The organism is Novosphingobium huizhouense (assembly GCF_020179475.1).
Taxonomy (GTDB): Bacteria; Pseudomonadota; Alphaproteobacteria; order Sphingomonadales; family Sphingomonadaceae; genus Novosphingobium; species Novosphingobium huizhouense.
Map to the genome: position 1 here is coordinate 72424 of NZ_JAILXZ010000004.1, position 16392 is coordinate 88815.

A 16392-nucleotide genomic window follows, 5' to 3' on the forward strand; every position below is an offset into this window, starting at 1 on the left:
TGCGGCGCGACGCCCCGCCCACGGGACCGAATCCGCAGAATCCCTTGTGTCAGGGCACGGGTTTGTTCACCGGAGCCCAATAGGGAGAGTGCGCCTTTCCCCGCCTTTTCGGAGCGTTTCCGATGATCACCCGCTTTTCGCGCAACGGTGCGCGCGCGTTGATTGCGATGATGCTGCTGGCGATGCTCGTCAGCACCGTGGTCGTCGCGTTCATCCGCCAGGGCGGCCCGATCACTGCCCGCGTTGCGCTGCAGGACGAACTCGTCGCCGATATACTACCCCCTCCCGCCTTCGTGGTGGAATCCTACCTGCACGCCTCGCTGATCGTGAACGATCCCGCGCAGGCGGCCGCGCAGAAGCAGGAACTGGCCGAGGAGCACGCCGAATTCCTCAAGCGCCAGGCCTATTGGCGCGATGCCCCGCTGCCTGCGGAGATGCGCCCCTCGATGAACCGCACGATCGCCACCGCCGAACAGTTCTGGCAGGCGGTCGACGAGGACTTCCTGCCGGCGGTCGATGCCGGCGACCAGGCCGCGGCGGCGCGCATCTTCCGCGAGAAGCTGGGGCCCGCCTACCAGCGTCAGCACGGCGAAGTGCAGGCGCTGGTCAAGCTCTCGGCCGCCTACAAGGAGGAGATCGCGCAGCGCGACGCGATGATGATCGCGCTTGCGCTCGGCTTCCTCGCGCTGCTCGCACTCGCGCTGGTCGGCGCGCTGCTCTGGGCCTCTCGCCTGGTGCAGCACCGCGTGGTCGAGCCGCTGGTCGAGACCGTCGAGGTGATGACCGCGATGGCGCACGGCGACTACGACCGACCGATCGACGGCATCACCCGCGACGACGAATTCGGCGCCATGGCGCAGGCGATCGACGTGTTCCGCGAGAACGGCCTCGCCCGCGAGCGCGCGGCGCAGGCGCAGGACGCGCTGGTCGGACAGCTGACCACCGGGCTCGATCACCTCGCGCGCAAGGACCTCGAATTCCGCCTGACCGAGCCGCTGCCCGACGGCTACGACCAGATCCGCCTCGACTATAACGCCGCGGTCGCCGCGCTCGCCGAGGCGATGCGCTCGGTGCGGGTCGGCTCGACCAGCGTGTCGAGCGCGATCGGCGAGATCCGCGCCGCGTCCGAGGACCTTGCCCAGCGCAACGAGCAGCAGGCGGCGCGGCTTGCCGACACCGCGCATGCGATGGACGCGGTCACGGCCAGCGTGAAGGAGACCGCGACCGGCGCCGGGACGCTCCAGGCGAGCATGAGCGAAGCCCACCGCGAAGCCACCGAAGGCGGGCAGGTCGTCCAGCGCGCGATCGCCGCGATGGCCGCGATCGAATCCTCGGCGCGCGAGATCGGCACGATCATCGCGGTGATCGACGGCATCGCCTTCCAGACCAACCTGCTGGCGCTCAATGCCGGGGTCGAAGCCGCGCGCGCGGGCGATGCCGGCAAGGGTTTCGCCGTGGTCGCCAACGAGGTGCGCGCGCTCGCGCAGCGTTCGGCCGACGCGGCACAGGACATCAAGGCGCTGATCACCACCAGCGCCGAGCAGGTGGCGCAGGGCGTCAGCCTCGTCGGCGATACGGGCGCGAAGCTCGAGGCCATCGTCGGCCGGGTGAGCGAGATCAACGCGCTGATCGGCGACATCGCCAGCGCCGCGCAGGAGCAGGCCGGCAACCTCGCCCACGTCAACGGCGCGGTCGGCGAAATGGACCGCATGACCCAGCAGAACGCGGCCATGGTCGAACAGTCCTCGGCCGCCACCCGCAGCCTTGCCGCCGAAGCGGACCGGCTCTCGAAGCTGGTGTCCAGCTTCCGCACGCGCGACATCGAATCGCGCCCGGTCGCGCTCAGCCGGCCCGGACAGCACCGCCGCAGTTCGGCGATCGAGGATGCCCCGCTCGCCGGCGCGCCGCTCGCGCTCGCGGTCGGCTAGCGGGTCGCGCTCCGGCTCAGGCCTGGGCGCAGGCCAGTCGCTCGAGTGCGGCGAAGGCCGACAGCACCCCGGGATCGGCATAGGGCGTAATCTGCGCAAGAATCACCCCGGCAAGGTCACGCTCGAGATCGATGAAGTAGTAGCTGTTGAAGATCCCCGACCAGTGCAGGCTGCCCGGCGAGCGGCCCGCCGGGCCGGTCTCGGTGTTGACGAGAAAGCCGCCCGGGGTCCAGCCGCCGCGCTGCCCCGGCAGCGGATCGAATTCGGTGGCGAACCCGGGCATCGCGGTGGTCATCCGGCCTGCCGCGATATGCCCCGGCAGCGCGTCGGTGCGCGCGATGCGCGCCGTTTCGGGCGAAAGCACGCGCACCCCGTCAAGCTCGCCGCCGCGCAGCACCATGCGTAGGAACCGGCCGTAGTCGCTCGCGGTGGAGGACAGCCCGCCGCCGCCGTTGTGGTATTCGCCGCCGCCCAGCACCATCGGCTGCAGGCCGAAGCCGCCGCTCTCCTGCCGGGCGTGGACCTGCGCTTCGCCGGCCGGCCACTCGGCGCGAAAGCGGGTCGCGGTCATCCCCAGCGGACCCGTCAGCTCCTGCTCGAACCAGTCGCCGAGCGACATCCCCGTCACCGCCTCGACGGCAAGGCCCGCCCAGTCGATCCCGGTGCCGTACTGCCAGCGTTCGCCCGGGTCGAACAGCAGCGGCATGTCGAGGCTCTTGCGCGTGCCCGGGACCATGTTGCCCGACGCCATCGCGTGGCGCAGCAGGTCGGCATCCATGAAGGCATAGCCGCAGCCCGAGGTGTGCATCAGCAGGTGGCGCAGCGTCACCGGGGCGCGGGCCGGGCGCAGCTTCGGCGCCCCCGCTTCGTCGAATCCTTCAAGCACCTGCGGCGCGGCCAGCTCGGGCAGGATCGGCCCGACCGGCGCATCGAGGTCGAGCTTGCCGCGCTCGAACAGCTGGAGCACCGCGGCGCTGGTCAGCGCCTTGGTCATCGAGGCGATCTGGAACAGCGTGTCCTCGCGCATGGCCACCCCCGCCACGGCATCGGCCATGCCGAAGGCGCGCAGGTAGCGCGGCCCCGTGCTGTCGGTGATTAGCGCCACTGCGCCCGGCAGGTCGGCCGCGGCCAGCGCGGCTTCGAATTCGGCTTCGCCCTTCATGCTCTTGCTCTCCCTTTTGCCGGCACGGTGACCTGTCGGCGCGCGGGAGGCAAGAGCGTTCGGGCGACGCCGGGTCAGCGCTGCTTGCGGTGCTCGCCCTTGACCCAGCGCACCGTGCCGGAGCTGGCGCGCATCACCACGCTTTCGGTGGTCATCACGCCGTTCTTGTGGACCTTCACGCCCTTCAGCAGCGAGCCGTCGGTCACGCCGGTCGCGGCGAAGATGCAGTCGCCCTTGGCCAGTTCGTCGCGGGTGTAGATCTTGTTGAGGTCGGTGATGCCCCACTTGGCGGCGCGGGCGCGCTCGTCGTCGTTGCGGAACAGCAGGCGACCGTTGAACTGACCGCCGACGCAGCGCAGCGCCGCGGCGGCAAGCACGCCTTCGGGCGCGCCGCCCGAGCCCATGTAGAGGTCGATCGTGGTTTCCTCGTTGGTCACCGCGATCACCCCGGCGACGTCGCCGTCGCCGATCAGCACCACGCCGCAGCCGAGGCCGCGTAGCTCGGCGATCAGGTCGGCATGGCGCGGGCGGTCGAGCACGCAGACGATGATCTCGTGCGGTTCGACGCCCTTGGCCGCGGCCACCGCCTTGACGTTCTCGGTCGGCGACTTCTCGAGGCTGATGATGCCCTCGGGATAGCCCGGCCCCACCGCCAGCTTTTCCATGTAGACGTCGGGCGCGTTGAGCAGGCCGCCTTCCTCCGCCACCGCCAGCACGGCGAGCGCATTGGGGCCGGCCTTGGCGGTGATCGTGGTGCCTTCGAGCGGGTCGAGTGCGATGTCGATCTTCGGGCCCTTGCCCGGCGCCGCGCCGACCTTCTCGCCGATGTAGAGCATCGGCGCCTCGTCGCGCTCGCCCTCGCCGATCACCACGGTGCCGTCCATGTAGAGCTCGTTGAACGCCGCGCGCATCGCCTCGACGGCGGCGGCGTCGGCGGCCTTCTCGTCGCCGCGGCCGATCATCCGCGAGGCCCCGATCGCCGCGGCTTCGGTCACGCGGACCATCTCGAGGACGAGCACGCGGTCGAGAACCTTCGAGGCGGCGGGATTTGTGATGGTCGTGTCGGTCACGTTGACTCCGTTGGCTGGCGACGTGAATACTTTGGTTATGCAGACGTATGCGTGCCCTAGACCGAGCCGGCCCCGTTTGTCGAGGGCGGGGCGACCGGTGCGGGGCGTCCTTCTTGCGTTCTGCGTCGGGCTTCCCGGTGCGGCCATGGCCCAGGGCACGGCCCCCGGCACCGCCCCGAACCCCGCGGGCGTGTGGCAGCTACCGACGGGCGGTGACAGTTCCGGGTCACCGCGCTCGCCGCAGCAGGTGGCGCAGGCGCTGCTCACGCCCACGCGCCGCGAAAGCTGCGCGGCGGGCGCGGGCGATGCGATCGTGGTCTGCGGCGCCAACCCCGAGAACGCGCGGCAGAAGCTCGACAGCGTGGCGCCGCTGGGGGCGGGCAGGACCGCCGACGGCGCGCCGCGCGCGCCCGATGTCAGCGGTCTTGCCGATTGCAGCAAGGGCTGCATCGGCTTTGGCAGGGTGCCGCCGCCGATGTACTACTTCGACATCGCGGCGCTGCCCGCGCCGCCCGCCGGCTCGGACGCCGACCGCATCGCCAGGGGCGAGATCAGGGCGCCCTGAACCGGCAGGGGCGCCCTTACGCGCTCACTCCTCGAGCAGGTGCATCACCAGCGGCGGCGCGGACAGGCTGGGCGATCCCTCGAGCAGGCGGACCGCCTCGGCGATCGCGCTTTCGGGGCCTTCGTGGGTGACCATCGCCACCAGCACCTGCTCGCTCTCCTCGCTCGCCCGGCCCTTCTGGATCAGGCTTTCGATCGAGACGCCGGCATCGCGCATCGCCGCGGTGATCTCGGCCAGCACGCCGGGCCGGTCGGCCACGGTGAAGCGCAGGTAGGCCTTGCCGCGGCGGTGCCCGCTCTCGGCCGGCGCCGCGGCGTCGAGTTCAGCGACGGGGATCGAGAACGGCGCGCCCACGTCGCCGCGGGCGATGTCGATCAGGTCGGCGACGACCGCGCTCGCGGTCGGGCCATCGCCCGCGCCCGCGCCCTGGAACAGCAGCCGGCCGACGAAGTTGCCCTCGGCGACGACCGCGTTGGTCGCGCCGTCGACGTGCGCCAGCGGGTGGTCGCGGTGGACGAGGTGCGGGTGGACGCGCTGGAACAGGCGGCGGTTGCCGGCCGCGTCGATCTCGGTCTCGGCCATGCCGATCAGGCGGATGTAGTAGCCCAGCGCATCGGCCTGGGCGATGTCGGCGGCGAGCACGCGGCGGATGCCGGTGGCGGTCACGCTGCGGAAATCGATCGCCGTGCCGAACGCGATCGAGGACAGGATCGACAGCTTGTGCGCGGCGTCGATGCCGTCGATGTCGAACGTCGGGTCGGCCTCGGCATAACCCTTGGCCTGCGCCTCGGCGAGTACGTCGGCGAAGTCGCGCCCGGTGTCCTCCATCGTGCTCAGGATGTAGTTGCAGGTCCCGTTGAGGATGCCGTAGACCCGCTCGATGTGGTTGGCCGCGGCGCCTTCGCGCAGGCCCTTGATCGCGGGGATGCCGCCCGCCACCGCCGCTTCGAACTTGAACGCCGCCTTCGCCGCCTCGGCGCGGCCGGCAAGCTCGAGCCCGTGGTGCGCGATCATCGCCTTGTTGGCGGTGACCAGCGCCTTGCCCGCCTCGAAGGTGGTGCGCGCCAGCGCCAGCGCCGGGCCGTCGGCGCCGCCGACCAGCTCGACCACCACGTCGACGTCGGGCCGCTCGCCGAGGATGACCATGTCGTCCTCCCAGGCATAGCGCGACAGGTCGACGCCGCGGTCCTTGCTGCGGTTGCGCGCGCTGATCGCGGTGATCGCGATCGGTCGCCCGGCGCGGCGCGCGATCAGGGCGGCGTTGGTCTCGATCAGCCGGATCACCCCGCTGCCGACGGTGCCAAGGCCTGCAAGCGCGATGCGCAGTGGTTCGCTCATTGTTACCCCGAGTCTGGCGCGAGAGGCGCGCTGGATATCCCTGCCTCGCGCCTTAGGGGAGGGGGAAGGGCGCCGCAACGCCCGCTTGTGTGGGGGGGGGACGAGCAGCGCCGGCTCAGCCGGTCGGCGCGCGTCCCCGCTCGCACGCGCCCAGGCTCTGCCGGGCAAAGGCGTAGTCGTCGGCCGCCGCGGCCTGCGCGCCCGCCCCGTCCGAAATGTTGGCGCGCGCCGGAAGCGTCTGCGGCAGGAAGCAGGCGAGACGGTACCAGGCCAGCGTTTCGGGCGCGGGGCTGCGCGCGGACTGGTCGACGATCTCGCCGAAGCTCACCCCCCAGCTGCGCGCCATGCCGGGGCGGCGGATGATCGACAGCGCCGCCGGCCGCCCGCCTTCGGTGGCGAGGAACACCTGCGTCTCGCCCTCCCCGGCGAGGTTGCCCGGCACGTGCAGCGCCTCGCGCACGCCCTTCACCACCGGCGGCGCATCGGGCGAAAGCTTCTCGGTCAGGATCGCGCGCAGGCGCGCCTCGCGCGCGGCCGACCAGGAAAGCATCGCGTCGGGCGCGCTCAGCAGCAGCTCGCCCGTCCGGCCGGCGACGGTGTGGCCGATCACCAGCACGTCGGCCTTGGCGAGGCGGGGCAGGCGGCCTTTCGCATCGAGCGGCACGTCGGCGAGGAAGCGGATCGATTCGCCAAGGTCGCTGCCGGCAAGGACCGCGCTGGTGCGCGCCTCGACGTAGACCCGCGCCTGTCCTGCGGCGAGGCCGGGCGAGCGCTCGGGCTCGAGCCGCGCCACCTTGCGCACTTGCGCGCGGGCGACGAGATCGGCCGGCAGGACCAGGTCGACGAGATCGGCATAGCGCAGCGGATCGGGCGCGACCGCTTCGGATTGCGCGGGATTCGGCGGAGTCTGGGCGATTGCGGCGAACGGCAGGGCCAGCGCGGCGCAGCTGGCGGCAAGAAGGGGCGAGCGGGGGATCATCGGCGGTCCTGTGCTGTCGGCGAGCCATGCGCGCAGCGCGCGGGCAGGCCCGGGAAACTGCCGAAGCCAAGCCCGGCAAGCGTGAATCGGAACTTAACCGATAAAGCATTTGCGCACCCCCTGCATCGGCGTTAAAGCTCGCGGAAATCGGGCAAGACATAAAAAATGCCCGATAAAGCCGCCGCCGGGCTCCTTGCGCCCGATGTCGGCGGACCGGGTTTGCCGGCAGGGTGGATAGATTTCGCTGGATTGGCCGATCGGAGGGAACGGTGATTCCCCCCGCGGCTCCGTTTTGTCCCGTCCCGTTCGTCTGCGGGTTGCGGGACGGGGTGGAAGATCAGGAGTTATGGAGCTGAATGGCATACGCTGACCAACAGATGAGCGGTAACAAGATCACCGCGCTCATCGTCGTTGCTCTTCTTCATGTCGTCGTCGGCTATGCGCTGGTCACTGGCCTCGCGTATTCGGCGTTCAAGAAGATCAAAGAGGTGACCACGGCGGTCAAGATCGACCCGGAGAAGACTCCGCCGCCGCCGCCGCCACCACCGCCGAAGGATGCGCCGCCGCCGCCGCCGATCGTGGCGCCGCCGCCGCCGGTCAGCTTCAACACGCCGGTGGTCAACCAGGTGGAGACGGTGGCTACGCCGCCGCCGCCCGCACCGCCGCCGGTGGTCGTGCTTCCCCCGCCGCCGGCTGCCCCGCCGCCGGCTCCCCCGCCGCCGACCCCGGGCACCCCCAAGGGTCGCCCCGGCGAGTGGGTCACGACCAACGACTATCCGTCGCGCGCCCTGCGCGAGGAGCGTGAAGGCGTGACCGGGTTCAAGCTCGACTACGACGCGACGGGCAAGCCGACCAACTGCACCATCGTCCGTTCGAGCGGCAGCCCGGACCTTGACGATGCCACCTGCCAGAACCTGATGCGCCGCGCGCGCTTCAAGCCCGGCACGCAGAACGGTCAGCCGGTCGGCGCATCGTACAGCAGCTCTGTCCGCTGGGTCATCCCGAAGGACTGACGATTTGGGCAGGGGCCTTCTCTCCGGCCCCCGCCATTCCCTTGATCGCCTTCGGGCAGCTATGAATTCTTGAGAGGAAGATCCGAATGCTTATCCAGACGCTCGCCGCGGCCGCGACCAATGCTGCGCCGCAGAACAAGTTCGGCTTCGTCGAAGCCCTCCAGGCCGGCGGTTTCATCTCCTACGCCACGGTCATCATCCTCGGCATCATGTCGTTTGGTTCGTTCTTCATCCTGTTCACCAAGTTCTTCGAGCAGTCGAAGATCATGAACCAGTACAAGAACAACGTCGCCACCTTCTGGCGCGCCGGCACCATCAAGGAAGGCGCGACCAAGCTCGAGAAGAACTCGGCCTGGCGCCAGATCGTCGACGACGGCATCGCCGCCGAAGACCAGGTCACCAAGATGGACGCCACCGAAGCCCACGACTGGCTGCACGGCTCGCTCGCCCGCTCGGAAGCGACCATCAACGCCAAGCTCGCCGGCGGCCTGCCGTTCCTCGCGACCGTCGGTGCGACCGCGCCGTTCATCGGTCTGTTCGGTACCGTGGTCGGCATCTACCGCGCGCTGATCGCGATCGGTCTCGCCGGTTCGGCCTCGATCGACAAGGTCGCAGGCCCGGTCGGTGAAGCGCTGATCATGACCGCGCTCGGTCTGCTCGTCGCGGTTCCCGCGGTGCTCGCCTACAACTACCTGCAGAGCCGCAACAAGCGCATTGCCGAAATGCTGACCGGCTTCAGCACCGACGTGCTCGCCAACATCGCCTCGAAGGGCGTGGTCAAGCCGTCGGTTCCGGTTGCCGCGGCGAAGCCCGCTGCTGCCCCGGCCGCTCCGGTCAAGAAGTAAGCTGAAAGTCCCAGGCGCGGCGGACTCCCCCGTCGCGTCCGGTTTCCGGAAACGCGGATCTTCCCCGGGGGCTCGGTCCCTCCAGGCCCCCGGCGGACCCCGCGGCTCAGAACGGATAGGATGTAACCAATGGCAATGTCTGTAGGCGGCGGCGGCGAAGAACGCCCGATGTCGGACATCAATACCACGCCGCTCGTGGACGTGATGCTCGTGCTGCTGATCATCTTCCTCATCGCGGTCCCGGTCGCGATCCAGACCGTCGAGAAGCTCAAGGTTCCCGTCCTCGCCTCCGAAGAGACCCAGGACAAGGTGGAAAACCTTCTGCTCGCCGTGGTCTCGACCGACGAGGCCGGCCGCGTTCCCGGTCAGCCGGGCTATGCGGGCTCCTCGCCGGTCGGCGAATGCCGCGTCTATATCAACAACACGACTCCGGTGGACAGCACCGAGCTTGCCAAGCAGGCGTTCGATCGGCTCGACGCAATCGTGAAGCGTGAAGGCGGCGCGGCCAACATGGACCCGGACAAGATCCCCGAAGTGCACATCCGCGGCGACGTCCACGTTCCCTGGAAGTGCATCGCCGGCGCGATCTACAACGTGCAGATCGCGGGCTATCCCAAGGTCGGCTTCATCTCGACCCCGGTCGATCCGAACGGCTAAGCCGACTGCCGAACTGGCGCGGAGGCCGCGAGGCTTCCCGCCAGCCGAGAGCGAACAGGAGTACACACCATGGCAATGAGCGGCGGCAAGGACGATGGCTCGCCGATGATGGAAATGAACACGACGCCGTTGATCGACGTCATGCTCGTTCTCCTCATCATGTTCATTATCACCATCCCCGTGGCCACCCACTCGGTTAACGTGAATCTTCCGCAGTCGACGCCGCCGAAGAACAACGTCAAGGTGGACCCGGTGAAGAACAAGCTGGTCCTCACCCAGGCCAACCAGATTCTCTGGAACGGCTCGCCGATCACCAGCAGCAACCTCGTGTCGCTGCTCCAGGCGACCAAGGCGATGAAGCCCGAGCCGGAACTGCAGTTCCAGCCCGAAGCCTTCGCCAACTACGAGATGGCGAACTACGTCCTCAAGATCATCACCGATTCGAAGGTGAGCAAGTTCGGCTTCGTCGGCAACGAGAACTACGCGACCTTCGCGAAGTGACCGGCTGACGATCCGCAACGGATCGGACACGAAGAGGGGGCGGAGCGATCCGCCCCCTTTCTCGTTGGCGCGATCCCTGTTCAGCCCGGAGATCCACGAAGAGCCCGCCGGGCCTCGCCTGTCGCAGCACCGTCAATTCCTTCGCAAGCGGCGCATGGGCTCGGTCGCGCGCTCGGCAGCGGCCTCAATCGCGCGTCGGCCGCATCGCCGCCGCCGCCAGGCTCTCGGCTTCGACCAGAAGCTCGTCGTCCGCAGCGCCCGCGGGCAGCGTCTCGCGCCCGATCATCACGAGCACCGGCACGGCGAGCGGCGTCACCCGGTCGAGCTCGACGTGGACCAGCTGGCCCGCGGCGCGGTCGAGCAGGTCGGCCAGCCGCCCCACATCGGTCATCCGCGTGCGCGCGTCGGCCCAGGCCGCCTCGATCAGCACGTGGTCCGGCTCGTACTTGCGCAGCACGTCGTAGATGAGGTCGGTCGAGAAGGTGACCTGCCGCCCGGACTTGCGCTTGCCGGGGTGCTGGCGTTCGACCAGCCCGCCGATCACCGCCACCTCGCGAAAGGCGCGGCGCAGCAGATAGGAGTTCTGCACCCATTCCACGAATTCGTGGGTCAGGATCGCCGGGCTCAGCATCGCCGCCGGGTCCTTGACCGGCTTCAGTCCCCATACCGCCAGCGCATAGTCGTTTGCGACGAAGCCCAGCGGCCCCAGCCCCGCATCCTCCATCCGCCGGGTGATCAGCATTCCCAGCGACTGGTTCGCGTTCCACCCCTCGAACGTGTAGTACACGGTATAGGCGCGCCCGCCGTGGGGGAAGCTTTCCACCAGCAGCTCGCCCGGCGCGGGCAGGCGGCTGCGCCAGTCCTGCACTTCCAGCCATTCGCGCACGTCGTCGGGCAGCCGCGCCCAGCCCGCCCGATCCGCCAGCAGCGCCTGCACCCGGTCGGCAAGGTGGGTGGTCAGCGGCAGGCGCGCGCCCATGTAGCTCGGGATCTGGCCCGCCGACTTGGCCGCGCGCACCACGATCTCCAGATCGCGCAAGCTTTCGACTTCGAGGTCCATCCCGGCGAAACGGAAGGTGTCCCCCGGCCGCAGCGAAGCGCCGAAGTTCTCCTCGACCTTGCCCAGCGCGCGCCCGTTGCGGAAGCGCACCTCCAGCATCTCGGAATCGACGATGATCCCGGCATTGAGCCGATGCCGCGCGGCGTGTTCGGGGTGGGTCAGCCGCCATACGCCGTCGCGCCCGCGCACGATCCGCTTGAACCGGTCGTAGGCGCGCAGCGCGTAGCCGCCCGTCGCCACGAACTCGAGCACGCGGCCCCACGCCGCCTCGTCCACCCAGGCATAGGCATGGCTTGAGCGGACTTCCGCCAGCAGCGCCGCCTCCTCGAAGGGCCCGGCACAGGCGCAGGCCATCACGTGCTGCGCCAGCACGTCGAGCGCGCCGGGGCGGAAGTCCTCGCCATCGCGCCGGCCCTGGTCGACCGCATCCTTGGCCGCCAGCGCCTCGAGGAACTCGAAGCGGTTGCCCGGCACCAGCAGCGCCCGGCTCGGCGCGTCGAGCCGATGGTTGGCGCGCCCGATCCGCTGCAGCAGGCGCGACGATCCCTTGGGCGCGCCCATCTGCACCACCATGTCGATGTCGCCCCAGTCGACGCCGAGGTCGAGGCTCGCGGTCGCGACCAGCGCGCGCAGCTCGCCGCGCGCCATCGCCCCCTCCACCTTGCGCCGCGCTTCCCTGGACAGCGAGCCGTGGTGGATGCCGATCGGCAGCTTGTCCTCGTTCACGTCCCACAGCAGCTGGAAGATGTACTCGGCGAGGAAGCGCGTGTTGGTGAAGATCAGCGTCGTGCGGTTGGCCTTGATCGCGGCATAGAGCTGCGGCACCGCCCAGGCGGCGGCGTGCCCGCCCCACGGCACGCGCTCGCCATCGGGCACCAGGATCTCGACCTCGGCCGGCGCCCCCGCCTCGCCCTCGACCAGCGCGACGGCGTCGATCTCGCCCCACGGCGCCAGCCAGGCGCGGAACGCCTCCGGGTCGGCGACCGTCGCCGACAGCGCCGCGCGCCGCATCTCGGGGGCCAGCGCCTGCAGCCGCGCCAGCGACAGCGCCAGCAGGTCGCCGCGCTTGCCCGTGGCGAAGGCGTGGACCTCGTCGATCACCACCCGCTTGAGCGAGGCGAACATCGCGGCCGCCTCGGGGTAGCTCAGCAGCAGCGACAGCGATTCTGGCGTGGTCAGCAGCACGTGCGGCGGGCGGGCGCGCTGGCGCGCCTTGCGGTCGGACGGGGTGTCGCCGCTGCGCGTCTCGACCCGGATCGACAGTGCCATCTCCTCGATCGGGGTAAGCAGGTTGCGCTGCACGTCGTGCGCCAGCGCCTTTAGCGGCGAAACGTAGAGCGTGTGCAGCCCCTCGCCCGGCGCCTGCCCGCCCGCGAAATCGGCCAGCGTCGGCAGGAACCCCGCCAGCGTCTTGCCCGCGCCGGTATCCGCCACCAGCAGCGCGTGCAGGTTCGCGCGCGCCGCCGCCAGCATTTCGCGCTGGTGTCGCCGCACCCGCCAGCCGCGCCCTGCGAACCAGTCCTCGATCACCTGCGGCAGCGCATCGTCGTCCATCACGCCGACCCTAACGCACGCGAGGGCGTTCCGCACCCGTCCCGCGCGGGCTGCGACGAGGCGGCAGCGGCCTGCGACCGGCGCGCGGCGCCGGCGGCACAGGCCCCGCGCCCGCCCGTTGCATCAGCAGAGCACCCGGCGGCCGGTTCCGCCTGCCGGCGCCTGCCCAACCCGACGAGGAGAGAAAGGCCATGACCGACCGCTACGACTGGGAGCGCGACGAAGCGCTCAAGCGCGATCGCGACCCGCGCAACATGCGCAGCAACGACTATTCCGGGCAGCAGTACGGCGGCTCGCGCCAGCGCTGGGACGCCGACGAGCGCGCCGAGGAACGCGCCTCGGCCGCGAACCGCTACGGTCACGGCTACGACAACCGCGACGATTACCGTAGCGACTTCGGTCACCGTGATCGTGACCGCGATCGCGAGCGTGAGCAGGACAACCGCAGGCGCCAGGGCGGCGGGCGCATGGGCGGCTTCGGCAGCGAATATTATGGCGGAAGCCAAGGCGGCGGCGGCCAGACCGGCGACTATTTCGGTCCGGGCGACTTCGGCTCGGGCAGCCATGCCTATGCGGCCAACTGGGACCGCGGCTATGGCGCCTCGCGCACCAGCTATCCGGGCGAGCGCGACCAGACCGGTTATGGCGGCCGGGGCGGCTACGGCGCACGCCAGGCAACGCAGCGCCAGGGAGGCATGCGCCAGATGGGCGGGGGCAGCAGCAGCTATCAGCCGGGCGAAGGCTATGCGCGCGAGGACATGCACCGCGGCTTCCTCGATCGCGCCGCCGACGAGGTGATGTCGTGGTGGGGCGACGAGGACGCCGCGCGCCGCCGCGAGCAGGATGCGCGCGAGGACCATCGCGGGCGCGGCCCGTCCGACTACACCCGCTCGGACGAGCGCATCCGCGAGGACGCCAACGACCGCCTGACCGACGATTGGCGCGTCGATGCCCGCCGCATCAGCGTCGCGGTCGAGAACGGCGAAGTGACGCTCACCGGCACCGTCGGCAACCGCCAGGAGAAGCACCGCGCCGAGGAATGCGTCGAACGCGTCTCGGGGGTGAAGCACGTGCAGAACAACCTGCGCGTCGAAGGCACCGGAACGGGAACCGGCAGCGGCGCCAGCGGCGGCGCGAGCACGGCGTCGACGTCGCAGGGCAGCGCCTTCGGCTATCGCAGCGAGCTCGATCGCGACGCCGCCGAAAAGCGTACCGGCGCCACCGCGGGGACGACCGGCAGCAGCGCGACCACGCCCGAAAAGCGCGACTGATCGCGGCACGCGGTCGACGAGGGGCGCGGGGTGGCAGAGGCCATACCCGCGCCCTTTGCGCGTGCGCTCAGCCGAAGATCGCGACCTCGCGCGCGCCGGTGCTGTCGCTGCGGGCGCGGAACATGCCCGGCGTGGTGAAGGCCATCGCCGTTTCGCCCGCAGGCGTCGCCACGATCACGCCGCCGACTCCCCCCATCGCGCCCACTTCGGCGAGCACCGCTCCCGCCGCAGCCTGCGCGCTCTCGCCGGCGAGCCGCATTCGCGCGCAGATCTCGTGGGCAACGCCGGTGCGGATGAACTGCTCGCCCGAGCCGGTGCAACTGACCGCGCCAGCACGATCGTCGGCATAGGTGCCCGCGCCGATCACCGGCGAATCGCCGATGCGGTTCCAGCGCTTGCCAGTCAGTCCCCCGGTCGACGTCGCCGCCGCGACGTGGCCCGCCGCATCGCGCGCGACCGCGCCCACCGTGCCGTACTTCAGGCCGTCGTCGAACCAGCCGAGCTTGCGCGCCTTCAGTTCCTGCAGCTGGCGCCAGCGCTCCTCGGTCGCGAACCAGTCTTCGTCACACTGCTCGACGCCCTGTTCGCGCGCAAACTCCTCGGCGCCCGCGCCCGAAAGGAACACGTGCGGACCCGCTTCCATCACCTTGCGCGCAAGCTTCACCGGGTTCTTGGTGTGCGTCACCCCGGCCACCGCGCCCGCGCTGCGGGTCGCTCCGTCCATCACCGCGGCGTCGAGCTCGTTGGTGCCGTGATAGGTGAACACCGCGCCGCGGCCGGCGTTGAACAGGGGATCGTCCTCGAGCACGACGACCGCCGCGGTCACCGCATCGATCGCGCTGCCGCCGCCCGCCAGCACCGCCTCGCCCGCGGCGAGCGCGGCCGACAGCGCCGCTTCGTGCAGCGCCACGCCTGCGGCGTCCATCGTCTCGGGCGTCATCGATCCGGCGCCGCCGTGGATGGCGATGGACCAGCGGGCCGCGCCCGCGCCTGTTGTTTCGCTTGTCTCGGTCATGGCCGAGGCGATAGCAGATGAAACCGGTCTGGTCAGGAGCGCCGTGCGTGGTCGATGTGCGAATTGTCGAGGACGATCTCTCGGGCGAGGACATCCAGGCGCTCGTCGCCTTCCACCTTTCGGGGATGCACGCCAATTCGCCCGCCTGCAAGGTCCACGCGCTGCCCGTCGCCAGCCTGCGCGCGCCGGGCGTGACGTTCTATTCCGCCTGGGTCGGCGACGGCATCGCCGGCATGGGCGCGATCAAGCAGCTCGATCCCGCGCACGGCGAACTCAAGTCGATGCGCGTCGCCCCCGAATGGCTGGGCCAGGGCGTGGGCAAGGCGATGCTGCGCCACCTCCTCGGCGTGGCCCGCGCCCGCGGCTACACCCGCGTCAGCCTCGAAACCGGCCGCGGCCCCGCCTTCGAACCCGCGCTCGGCCTCTACCGCAAGCACGGCTTCGCGAACTGCGAGGCCTTCGCCGACTACGTGGTGGACGACTTCAGCCAGTGCCTGACGCTGGACCTGCGGTCCTAATTCGACGGATGATCCGGTGGATCAGAAAGCCGCCGCCAGCCAGCGCACCGAGTTGCGGTAATAGCTGGCCGTCGGTTTGCCCGCCGCATCCAGCGCGGGTTCGAAATGGGCGCGCTTCATCAGCAGCTTGCAGGTAAAGTCGGTGAACTCCGGGGAGTCGGTCGCCTGCTGCACGTTGCAGCCAGTCGGGTTGCCGTCCGGGCCGATCATCAGCCGGAAGTGGACGATCGCGCTGGCGCCCATCTTCAGCGCACCGCGCGGGTAGTCGTTCGACACCAGCCAGCGGCCCGGATCGGTCTGTGGCTTCGGTGGGCGAGAAAGCGCGGCCTGCACGGCCGGATCGAGCCCCCATCCCTTGAGCAGGTCGTCGGTGCAGGTGCGCAAGGCAGCCAAAGGTGCCCTGAGCGAACCCGACTGTAACACGAATTGCCGCGATCCCACCGCCAAGTAGAGCTGGGTAATCCTCGCCTCGTCATCGGGCGATTGCGGGGGTAGGTCGTCGCCTTCGCGGTTTAGCAGGTCGCGCGGTCCGACGAACAAGGTGGAAACCCGGTCCTTGCCGGTGAAGCCCGCGAGCACGTCCTTGCGTTTGGCCGCCGGCAGGTCCGGGCCAAACGAAAAAGTAACCGGTATTTGGACGTCCGACCCCGTTATGAAGGGCTTTCCAATCAGGGTAACGTCCACCTGGGCCGAAGGAGCGAACCGATCCATCAAGACAATGATCTTGTTTTTGTCGGTTCCGTAGATCCGCGCCAGCCGACAGCTGTCGTCAGCGTATTGAATCTCCCATTTGCTCGATGCCGCTAGCACAAGCGGTGCCGCGCGAACTGGAATCGCAAGATTGGCCGCTGCGAATACCGTTATGATGGACATACTTCTGACTTGCATTATGGCCCACCTTACGCCCGACGAAAAG

General features: G+C 69.9%; 15 protein-coding genes. 8 read left to right on the forward strand and 7 right to left on the reverse strand.

All coding sequences use genetic code 11. The features are described from left to right. Positions 1–122: 122 nt before the first annotated feature. Complete coding sequence (locus K3A85_RS15510; RefSeq protein WP_225207442.1) at positions 123–1928, forward strand: methyl-accepting chemotaxis protein; 1806 nt, start codon at positions 123–125, stop codon at positions 1926–1928. Between the two features lie 16 nt (positions 1929–1944). On the opposite strand, the gene K3A85_RS15515 is transcribed toward K3A85_RS15510, so the two are convergent. Both K3A85_RS15515 and glpX read right to left on the reverse strand, forming a co-directional pair. Further along, positions 1945–3090, reverse strand: coding sequence for a serine hydrolase domain-containing protein (locus K3A85_RS15515; protein WP_225207443.1), 1146 nt, complete (start codon positions 3088–3090; stop codon positions 1945–1947). A gap of 74 nt (positions 3091–3164) precedes the next feature. Next, positions 3165–4160: a class II fructose-bisphosphatase gene (gene glpX, locus K3A85_RS15520; protein WP_225207444.1), complete on the reverse strand. Its 996-nt coding sequence runs from the start codon at positions 4158–4160 to the stop codon at positions 3165–3167. A 145-nt stretch (positions 4161–4305) separates the two neighbouring features. Between glpX and K3A85_RS15525 the strand changes: the two genes are divergently transcribed. Next, positions 4306–4725 (forward strand): hypothetical protein, encoded by a 420-nt coding sequence (locus K3A85_RS15525; RefSeq protein ID WP_225207445.1) that lies wholly within the window; start codon positions 4306–4308, stop codon positions 4723–4725. Positions 4726–4749: 24 nt separating this feature from the next. Here K3A85_RS15525 and K3A85_RS15530 read toward each other — a convergent pair whose 3' ends face one another. Both K3A85_RS15530 and K3A85_RS15535 read right to left on the reverse strand, forming a co-directional pair. Then, positions 4750–6063, reverse strand: a complete 1314-nt coding sequence (locus K3A85_RS15530) for a homoserine dehydrogenase (protein WP_225207446.1) — start codon at positions 6061–6063, stop codon at positions 4750–4752. Positions 6064–6178: 115 nt separating this feature from the next. Then, on the reverse strand, positions 6179–7042 hold the full coding sequence (locus K3A85_RS15535; RefSeq protein WP_225207447.1) for a hypothetical protein: 864 nt from the start codon (positions 7040–7042) through the stop codon (positions 6179–6181). Positions 7043–7419: 377 nt separating this feature from the next. On the opposite strand from K3A85_RS15535, the gene K3A85_RS15540 reads away from it, so the two are divergent. The 4 genes from K3A85_RS15540 to K3A85_RS15555 all read left to right on the forward strand — a co-directional run bounded on the left by K3A85_RS15540 (position 7420) and on the right by K3A85_RS15555 (position 10058). Further along, positions 7420–8055, forward strand: a complete 636-nt coding sequence (locus tag K3A85_RS15540) for an energy transducer TonB (RefSeq protein WP_225207448.1) — start codon at positions 7420–7422, stop codon at positions 8053–8055. An 86-nt stretch (positions 8056–8141) separates the two neighbouring features. Then, positions 8142–8900 carry a MotA/TolQ/ExbB proton channel family protein gene (locus tag K3A85_RS15545; RefSeq protein ID WP_225207449.1) on the forward strand — a complete coding sequence of 253 codons (759 nt, stop codon included), beginning with the start codon at positions 8142–8144 and terminating at the stop codon, positions 8898–8900. A gap of 129 nt (positions 8901–9029) precedes the next feature. Continuing rightward, a complete protein-coding gene (locus K3A85_RS15550; protein WP_225207450.1) occupies positions 9030–9557 on the forward strand; it encodes an ExbD/TolR family protein in 528 nt (175 codons plus the stop codon). A 69-nt stretch (positions 9558–9626) separates the two neighbouring features. Beyond that, on the forward strand, positions 9627–10058 hold the full coding sequence (locus K3A85_RS15555) for an ExbD/TolR family protein (RefSeq protein WP_225207451.1): 432 nt from the start codon (positions 9627–9629) through the stop codon (positions 10056–10058). Between the two features lie 184 nt (positions 10059–10242). Here the strand turns inward: K3A85_RS15555 and K3A85_RS15560 are convergent, their stop codons facing one another. After that, on the reverse strand, positions 10243–12672 hold the full coding sequence (locus tag K3A85_RS15560) for a ligase-associated DNA damage response DEXH box helicase (RefSeq protein WP_225207452.1): 2430 nt from the start codon (positions 12670–12672) through the stop codon (positions 10243–10245). A gap of 191 nt (positions 12673–12863) precedes the next feature. Between K3A85_RS15560 and K3A85_RS15565 the strand changes: the two genes are divergently transcribed. After that, positions 12864–13943 (forward strand): BON domain-containing protein, encoded by a 1080-nt coding sequence (locus K3A85_RS15565; protein ID WP_225207453.1) that lies wholly within the window; start codon positions 12864–12866, stop codon positions 13941–13943. A gap of 67 nt (positions 13944–14010) precedes the next feature. Here K3A85_RS15565 and K3A85_RS15570 read toward each other — a convergent pair whose 3' ends face one another. After that, positions 14011–14958 carry an isoaspartyl peptidase/L-asparaginase family protein gene (locus K3A85_RS15570; RefSeq protein ID WP_225207454.1) on the reverse strand — a complete coding sequence of 316 codons (948 nt, stop codon included), beginning with the start codon at positions 14956–14958 and terminating at the stop codon, positions 14011–14013. Between the two features lie 47 nt (positions 14959–15005). On the opposite strand from K3A85_RS15570, the gene K3A85_RS15575 reads away from it, so the two are divergent. After that, entirely contained in the window at positions 15006–15476 is a 471-nt protein-coding gene (locus K3A85_RS15575; RefSeq protein ID WP_225207455.1) for a GNAT family N-acetyltransferase, read from the forward strand. A 21-nt stretch (positions 15477–15497) separates the two neighbouring features. On the opposite strand, the gene K3A85_RS15580 is transcribed toward K3A85_RS15575, so the two are convergent. Beyond that, positions 15498–16349, reverse strand: a complete 852-nt coding sequence (locus K3A85_RS15580; protein WP_225207456.1) for an energy transducer TonB — start codon at positions 16347–16349, stop codon at positions 15498–15500. Positions 16350–16392 lie beyond the last annotated feature (43 nt).

What these genes read in the sequence shown, in the direction of transcription:
- K3A85_RS15545 (WP_225207449.1), top strand. Translation starts at nt 8,142, where the DNA reads ATGCTTATCCAGACGCTCGCCGCGGCCGCGACCAATGCTGCGCCGCAG.
- K3A85_RS15515 (WP_225207443.1), bottom strand. Translation starts at nt 3,090, where the DNA reads ATGAAGGGCGAAGCCGAATTCGAAGCCGCGCTGGCCGCGGCCGACCTG.
- K3A85_RS15525 (WP_225207445.1), top strand. Translation starts at nt 4,306, where the DNA reads ATGGCCCAGGGCACGGCCCCCGGCACCGCCCCGAACCCCGCGGGCGTG.
- K3A85_RS15580 (WP_225207456.1), bottom strand. Translation starts at nt 16,349, where the DNA reads ATGTCCATCATAACGGTATTCGCAGCGGCCAATCTTGCGATTCCAGTT.
- K3A85_RS15570 (WP_225207454.1), bottom strand. Translation starts at nt 14,958, where the DNA reads ATGACCGAGACAAGCGAAACAACAGGCGCGGGCGCGGCCCGCTGGTCC.
- K3A85_RS15530 (WP_225207446.1), bottom strand. Translation starts at nt 6,063, where the DNA reads ATGAGCGAACCACTGCGCATCGCGCTTGCAGGCCTTGGCACCGTCGGC.
- K3A85_RS15560 (WP_225207452.1), bottom strand. Translation starts at nt 12,672, where the DNA reads ATGGACGACGATGCGCTGCCGCAGGTGATCGAGGACTGGTTCGCAGGG.
- K3A85_RS15535 (WP_225207447.1), bottom strand. Translation starts at nt 7,042, where the DNA reads ATGATCCCCCGCTCGCCCCTTCTTGCCGCCAGCTGCGCCGCGCTGGCC.
- K3A85_RS15550 (WP_225207450.1), top strand. Translation starts at nt 9,030, where the DNA reads ATGGCAATGTCTGTAGGCGGCGGCGGCGAAGAACGCCCGATGTCGGAC.
- K3A85_RS15565 (WP_225207453.1), top strand. Translation starts at nt 12,864, where the DNA reads ATGACCGACCGCTACGACTGGGAGCGCGACGAAGCGCTCAAGCGCGAT.
- K3A85_RS15540 (WP_225207448.1), top strand. Translation starts at nt 7,420, where the DNA reads ATGAGCGGTAACAAGATCACCGCGCTCATCGTCGTTGCTCTTCTTCAT.
- K3A85_RS15510 (WP_225207442.1), top strand. Translation starts at nt 123, where the DNA reads ATGATCACCCGCTTTTCGCGCAACGGTGCGCGCGCGTTGATTGCGATG.
- K3A85_RS15555 (WP_225207451.1), top strand. Translation starts at nt 9,627, where the DNA reads ATGGCAATGAGCGGCGGCAAGGACGATGGCTCGCCGATGATGGAAATG.